Source organism: Acidovorax sp. LjRoot204, assembly GCF_056175785.1.
This window is the reverse complement of sequence record NZ_JBGFFF010000198.1, coordinates 1-6,782: the sequence shown is the minus strand read 5'-3', so window position 1 is coordinate 6,782 and position 6,782 is coordinate 1. Positions and strand designations below refer to the sequence as shown.

Annotated in this window: 6 protein-coding genes and 1 pseudogene; all 7 read right to left on the bottom strand. The window is 59.1% G+C overall.

Annotated features, from left to right (window positions below):
* Positions 1-735: ribosome biogenesis GTPase Der (der, locus tag AC04MI_RS22240; protein WP_476498721.1), on the bottom strand; the 735-nt coding region annotated here is incomplete at its 3' end.
* Between the two features lie 13 nt (positions 736-748).
* Positions 749-1,912, bottom strand: coding sequence for an outer membrane protein assembly factor BamB (gene bamB / locus AC04MI_RS22235; protein ID WP_436077890.1), 1,164 nt, complete (start codon positions 1,910-1,912; stop codon positions 749-751).
* Positions 1,913-1,914: 2 nt separating this feature from the next.
* On the bottom strand, positions 1,915-2,613 hold the full coding sequence (locus AC04MI_RS22230) for a YfgM family protein (protein ID WP_056743271.1): 699 nt from the start codon (positions 2,611-2,613) through the stop codon (positions 1,915-1,917).
* 14 nt (positions 2,614-2,627) lie between these two features.
* Positions 2,628-3,890, bottom strand: coding sequence for a histidine--tRNA ligase (hisS, locus tag AC04MI_RS22225; protein WP_436078213.1), 1,263 nt, complete (start codon positions 3,888-3,890; stop codon positions 2,628-2,630).
* 152 nt (positions 3,891-4,042) lie between these two features.
* Positions 4,043-5,323 carry a flavodoxin-dependent (E)-4-hydroxy-3-methylbut-2-enyl-diphosphate synthase gene (gene ispG, locus AC04MI_RS22220; protein ID WP_476498720.1) on the bottom strand — a complete coding sequence of 427 codons (1,281 nt, stop codon included), beginning with the start codon at positions 5,321-5,323 and terminating at the stop codon, positions 4,043-4,045.
* Positions 5,323-6,258, bottom strand: coding sequence for a helix-turn-helix domain-containing protein (locus AC04MI_RS22215; protein WP_436077891.1), 936 nt, complete (start codon positions 6,256-6,258; stop codon positions 5,323-5,325). Before AC04MI_RS22215 ends, ispG begins: the two co-directional genes overlap by 1 nt.
* Positions 6,251-6,782 (bottom strand): annotated as a pseudogene (locus AC04MI_RS22210) (type IV pilus biogenesis/stability protein PilW); the annotation flags it as partial. The pseudogene AC04MI_RS22210 and the gene AC04MI_RS22215, both read right to left, overlap by 8 nt.

The following is a 6,782-nucleotide window of genomic DNA, read 5'->3' as shown; positions in this document are numbered from 1 at the left end:
CTCAAACACCTTCCCTTTGCGGCGCAGTCCTGCAGTATCCACCAGCTCAAAGCGCTGGCCATTGCGCTCAAAAGGCACAGTGATGGCATCGCGGGTCGTGCCGGGCATATCAAATGCCACCAGTCGCTCTTCGCCAAGCCACGTGTTGATCAGGGTGGACTTACCCACGTTGGGGCGCCCCGCCACGGCAAGCTTGATTACGCCCTTGTCCAACGCCGTATCCGAATCGTCAGGCTCAGGCAGATTGAGCGGCTCCAGCGCAATGTCAACCAAACTGCGTATGCCCTGCCCGTGCGCCGCAGACACAGGATAAACCTCGCCCAGCCCCAGCTCATAGAACTCCGCTAGTTGGACGCCCTGGAGCATGCCCTCCGCTTTGTTGGCGACGAGCACGCAAGGCTTGCCCAAGCGACGCAAGTAATTGGCAATGTCGTGGTCTTGCGCGGAAACACCTGCACGGGCATCCACCACAAAAATCACCACGTCCGCCTCTGCGACGGCCTGCTGCGTTTGTTTGGCCATCTCGCGGTAGATGCCGCTGGAAGCGTCGGGTTCGAAGCCACCGGTATCAATGACGATGTACTCGTGTTTTCCCTGCTTGCCGTTACCGTAGTGCCGGTCACGCGTAAGTCCCGCAAAGTCAGCGACGATAGCGTCACGCGACTTGGTCAGACGGTTGAAGAGCGTGGACTTGCCGACATTCGGACGCCCCACGAGGGCGATAACTGGCTTCATTGAATAAGACCGATCAATCTGGACGGAATCCGTAAATGCCGCCATTGCGGGTAACAACCACCAGGGTATCTGCAGCCACGACTGGGGCAGCAGCGATGGCAGACCCATCTGTCGCCAGCCTGTTCAGGGGCGAACCATCTGTACGAGACAGCAAATGCACCAAACCCGAGTCGTCACCGACGACTACCGAGCGCCCTAGAAGCAACGGCGCCGTGAGTTTGCGGTATTTAAGTCGATCGATACCCCACAAGCGTGAACCATCCGCGCGGCGCCACGCAACAAGAGTGCCATTGCTCTCAGAGCCAAAAATGGCCTCTGCATCGCCGTGAACGCCTTCTGCTCCGCTAGCAGGCTGCGTCCAGACGGTCGTTCCCCTTGCCGTGTTCACACAACCCACAGCAGCTTGAAAGGATCGAGCGCACACTGTTTCTCCCACACGGCTCGTGCGCCCCACCAACTCGACAAGGCGCTCCACATCATTGGTGCCCCGTGCGCTGGCGATGGGAGTCTCCCATCGTACACTGCCATTGTCAGGATTCAATCCGACCAAACGGCCTGACAACCCCACCACYAGTGTGTCACCCACAGCGGTCAAGACACCAGCCTGGCGCAATATCAAAGGCTCGCCGGGGCGCTGCTGGGACCAGAGACGACGACCTGTCGACAAATCATAGGCAGACACGGATCGATCTGCCGACAACACGAAAACACGACCGCCTGCAACCAGAGGTGGTGTGAATACCTGAGCAGCGAGCGTCTCACGCCAGCGCTCACGCCCCCCATCAATAACAATCAGTGCATTGTTACGCGAGACCACCGCCGCGAACTTGCCATCGCTACCCACAGCTGCCGACAGAGGCTCAGCCAGCGCTGCTCTCCAGATATCCCCCCCCGTACGCGCATCCAGGGCTGCCACCGCACCATCAGCTGATGCGACGGTCACCACATTGCCAGCAACATGGACCTCCAATGGCAATCCAGCCACATTGCCAAGGCGCGCAGTCCATGCTTGCCGCACGCCCAGAACGGCCACATTGGCTCCGAGGTCGGCAGGCACAGGCTTAGACTTGTCGGCGCTCCACAAAGAACAACCGGCCAACGTGGCAGCCACTAGTGCTACCACCAGACCGCGCACAAAAAATTGGTGCCCTGACCTTGCGTTGATAGGCGACGACATGGTTATTTGGACTCCGCAGGTGTTGCGGTTGAAGAGACAGCAGAAGCCACATTCACACCTTGCAGCGAGACACCCAGCGCGTTCAGCTTGATTTCCACCAGACGGCGGTACTCGACACTGTCTTCGAACCCCTTATATGCCTTGGTGTACTCAGCAATCGCGTCCTGACGCTTGTCCTGGAGCATCAGGACGTCACCCTTGCGGTCCGCCACAACAGAGGAGAATTCCGGCGCGAAACTACTGGATAGTTGCTTGAGTGCTTCGTCATAGTTCTTTTGATCCATCAGCACACCAGCCAATCGCAACTTGGCCAAGGCCTTGAGGCCCTCGTCTGACGATTGTTCTGCAACCCACATAAGCGCCTCTTTGGCGCCTTCGACATTACCAGTGCCCTGCATGGCCTTGGCGAGGGTCAAGCCTGCCTGCCCAGCTTGGACAGTCCCTGCATATTTAGACTTCAGATCGGCAAAAGCTTGTTCCATGCGGACGTTATCGGCAGACCGCGCAGCCACATCCACAGCATCAAACAACGCAGCCGCCTGCGTGGCCTGCCGGGTTTGCCAGTACTGGTAACCGTTCCAAGCAGCCGCTGCACCTGCAACGACAATGACCACGGAGCTGATCAACGTGCCCCAGGTGTTCCAAAAATGCTTGAGCTGGTCTAGCTGCTCTTGTTCTTCAAGGTCGAGATGATTTGCCATGGAATGTGATTGGGTTAGCGGGTGGATTGTAGGGTGGCCGACCATTGCGCGACCAAGTCCAGCGGGCGCTCGGTTTGCTCACCTGCGCCATCACGCAAGGCTTTGACAGTCACCATGCCACGAGACAGCTCATCATCGCCAAACACCAGCGCGTGCATTGCACCACTGGCATCAGCCTTCTTGAATTGCGATTTCATACTGCCCATGCCCTCCAGCGAAGGGGCCGCGTGCATCTGGACACGAACACCATGTTGGCGCAATTGCTCGACAGTAGCCACCGCCCGAGGTAACGCGGCCGCCGAAGGGACAATGGCATAGACGTCCGGAACCAGCAAAGGGGTGGCACTTTGCTGCTCCTTGAGCAACTCCAGTACCCTTTCGACCCCCAACGCCCAACCCACCGCCGGTGCGGCCTTGCCACCGATTTGTTCGATCAAGTAGTCGTAGCGCCCCCCACCGCAGATCGTGCCCTGCGAGCCCAACTGATCCGTCACAAACTCGAACACAGTGAGGTTGTAGTAGTCCATGCCACGCACCAGGCGAGGATTGACAGTCCAAGCTATCCCGTTGGCATCAAGAATGGCCTTGACGGCATTGAAATGCGCCAAAGACTCCTGACCCAGAAAGTCAATCAAACGAGGCGCTGCTTCCACCAGCGACTGCATSGCGGGATTCTTGGTGTCGAGGATGCGCAGAGGGTTGCTGTGCAGCCGCCGACGCGCCTCCTCGTCAAGAGCATCGACGTGCTGTTCCAGATACGCGATCAATGCAGTACGGTGAGCCTTGCGCTCGTCCGGCTGCCCCAAACTGTTGAGTTCGAGACGCACATTCTGCAGGCCAAGGTCGCGCCACAGGGCACTCGCCAGAAGAATCAACTCCGCATCGACCTCGGCACCCGGAAACCCCAGTGCCTCGGCGCCGATCTGGTGAAACTGGCGGTAGCGTCCGCGTTGGGGACGCTCATGACGAAACATGGGGCCCATGTAGTACAGGCGCTTACCGCCGTCGTACAACATGGAGTGCTCTGCAACCGCACGCACCACACCAGCTGTCGCTTCGGGGCGAAGCGTCAGCTGCTCCCCATTGAGACGGTCCTCAAACGAGTACATCTCTTTCTCGACAATGTCGGTGACCTCGCCCAATCCACGTACAAACAACGGTGTGGGTTCGACAATGGGTGTGCGGATATTGCGATAGGCGTAGCGCGCCATCAGGTCGCGCACCTTGGCCTCCAGCCACTCCCAACGGGCAGATTCCGGAGGCAGGATGTCGTTCATGCCCTTCACCGCAACCAGCTTCTCTGGTTTGGACGAGGGACTGCTTTTTTCGTTACTCACAGCGCTTCTTTTCTATGTCTGGCGGAAATTTACATAAGCTGGACAGACCACCTCCCGAGGCTTTACGGTGCGGGTGGCTGCAGCACTACCGGTCAAGCAGCAGACACCCCGGCGCCAAAACGCTTTTCGATGTACTGCTCGACGATGCGATGGAATTCATTGGCGATATCGTCACCGCGCAGGGTCATTGCCTTCTCGCCATCAATGAAGACAGGGGCGGCAGGCGCCTCACCCGTCCCCGGCAGACTGATTCCAATGTCTGCGTGCTTGCTTTCACCCGGGCCATTGACGATGCAGCCCATAACTGCAACCCGTAGCGATTCCACACCCGGATAACGCACGCGCCACACAGGCATTTGTGCACGCAGGAAATCGTCGATTTGCTTGGCCAGGTCCTGAAAGGTGGTGCTGGTGGTACGGCCACATCCCGGGCAAGCGGTAACGCTGGGCACAAAAACCCGCATGCCCAAGGCCTGCAAGATTTCGGATGCCACAACCACCTCTTGGGTACGCGCCTCGCCGGGCTGGGGTGTCAACGACACACGAATCGTGTCGCCAATACCCTCTTGCAGCAGCACAGACAATGCGGCCGCCGAAGCAACCGTTCCCTTGGTACCCATACCGGCTTCGGTGAGACCCAGGTGCAAAGCGTAGTCGCAACGGCRTGCCAACTCGCGGTACACCGAAATCAGATCCTGCACTCCGCTGACTTTGCACGACAAGATGATCTGGTTGCCGTCCATCCCCATGGCCTCTGCACGACGCGCAGATTCAATGGCCGATGTGATGAGGGCCTCGTACATGACCTGACGAGCCTCCCATGGATTGCTGCGGCGGCTGTTCGTATCCATCAGCTCAGCCAGCAACTCCTGRTCGAGACTGCCCCAGTTGACACCGATGCGCACMGSCTTGTTCCAGCGCATGGCWGCMTCGATCATTTGACCAAATTGCTTATCGCGCTTGTCACCTTTGCCCACATTGCCAGGGTTGATTCGGTACTTGGACAAAGCCTGGGCGCAGTCCGGAAACTCGGTGAGCAGGCGGTGTCCGTTGTAGTGAAAATCGCCCACCAAGGGAACGTTCTCACCCATGCGATCCAGTTGCTCTCGGATGTACGGTACCGCTGCAGCAGCTTCTGGCGTATTAACGGTGATGCGGACAAACTCCGACCCCGCCTGAGCGAGCTCCTTGACCTGAATCGCGGTCCCAATGGCATCGACGGTGTCGGTGTTGGTCATGGACTGCACGCGTACGGGAGCATCCCCCCCCACGGTCACCACACGCGAACCCCAGACAACTTTCGCTTGGCGCGAACGTCTAGGTAAGGGCGAAGCAATCGCCACCGGCCCAAAATCAATCGGGGAGTTTTCCACTATTTCACCTCGAAACGCGCCACGTTTTCACGGGCGACTGCCGTCAGATCAAACGGCTTTCCTCGAACAATCACTTCCGTCGCGTCAGCGCGACCGACAATCACTGCCAAGGGCGTGGGTGCCGACACCGATACCGACTCTCCCGCCGCCAGATTGCGTTGCAACGCCAGTGCACCATTGGCATCGCGAACTTGCACCCATGACGCACCGCGCGCGCGCAGCACCAGGGGACCGGAGGGAGCATCTGCCGCGCCATCAGCGGCCGAAACAGCGCCCGCAGAAACGCCACTGCCAGCGGCAGCAGGCGCTGGAGGTGCAGCGGCAGGTGGCGCAGCAGACACGGGCATCGAAGCCGCCGAAGCAGCGGCGGGCGATGCAGAAATAGAAGCATCGGCGGGGCGCTCCACCGTTGGTGGCACCACGGCAGGTGCAGGCTCGGAGGCATTGGCCGGCAAAGCATCTGGCACCGCAACGGGCACTGGATCGGAAGAATCCCCTGGCGTGGAATGCCGAGGGACAAAGAACAAAACCACAGCTCCCACCAACAATGCAAGAACGACCAACACCACCGAACGCGAGCCGGAACCTGAACCCGCGAATGACGCCGAAGAGGACGACGAAGATTTGCCGGAACTACCCTTCACAGGTGCATTGATACCAGCGCTGTCCACCGACAGACGAGGACTCTGACTTTGGGGAAGCAAAGACAAAATGGGCGCTGGGTCAATTTTGAGGGTACGGCAAACACTCGAAGCCAGCGCGCGCACAAATACGGTGTCAGGCAGCACTGTGTAGTTATCTGCCTCCAGGGCTTCCAACTTGCTGACGGGTACCTTCAACGCAACCGCCAGGGCCGCGATGTGCATGCCTGCCGCCTGCCGGGCCTCCTTGAGCAAGCCGCCCGCCGTCACTCCGCTCTCCACCACCTCACTCATTGAAAGCCCCACGTTCGTATGCACCCAGCTCCCTGGAATCCGGGAAGCGCTTGCGCAACTGAGCAGCCAGTTGCCTCATTGCCACGGTGTCGCCTAAAGCCCGCTCCACCTTGATGCCCAGCCACAGCGATTCAGAGTTGGCGAAATCGCTGTTGTTGAGCCGTCGAATGTAAAACTGCGCGCGCGACAACTCGTTGCGCCGCAGCAAGAGCGCTGCGAGGTGATAACCGACCACCGGATTCGCAGCATCGAATTCATAGGCCTTCAAGAAAGACTGTTCCGCTTCGGGAAACTGTCCCGCCCCTGACTGGCACAGGCCACGGGCCATCCACGTTTTGCCACGCGCTGTATAGGCGGGGTTGGCAATGGCTCGGACAAAATATTGGTCGGCCTCCACATACTTTTGCTGCTGGCACATCAGCCAGCCATAGTTGTGCAGTACGTTGGAGTCATTTGCCCGTAGCGACAAGGCACGGCGGAAACTTTCTTCGGCCTGTGCATAGTCACTCAGGCGCATGTAAATC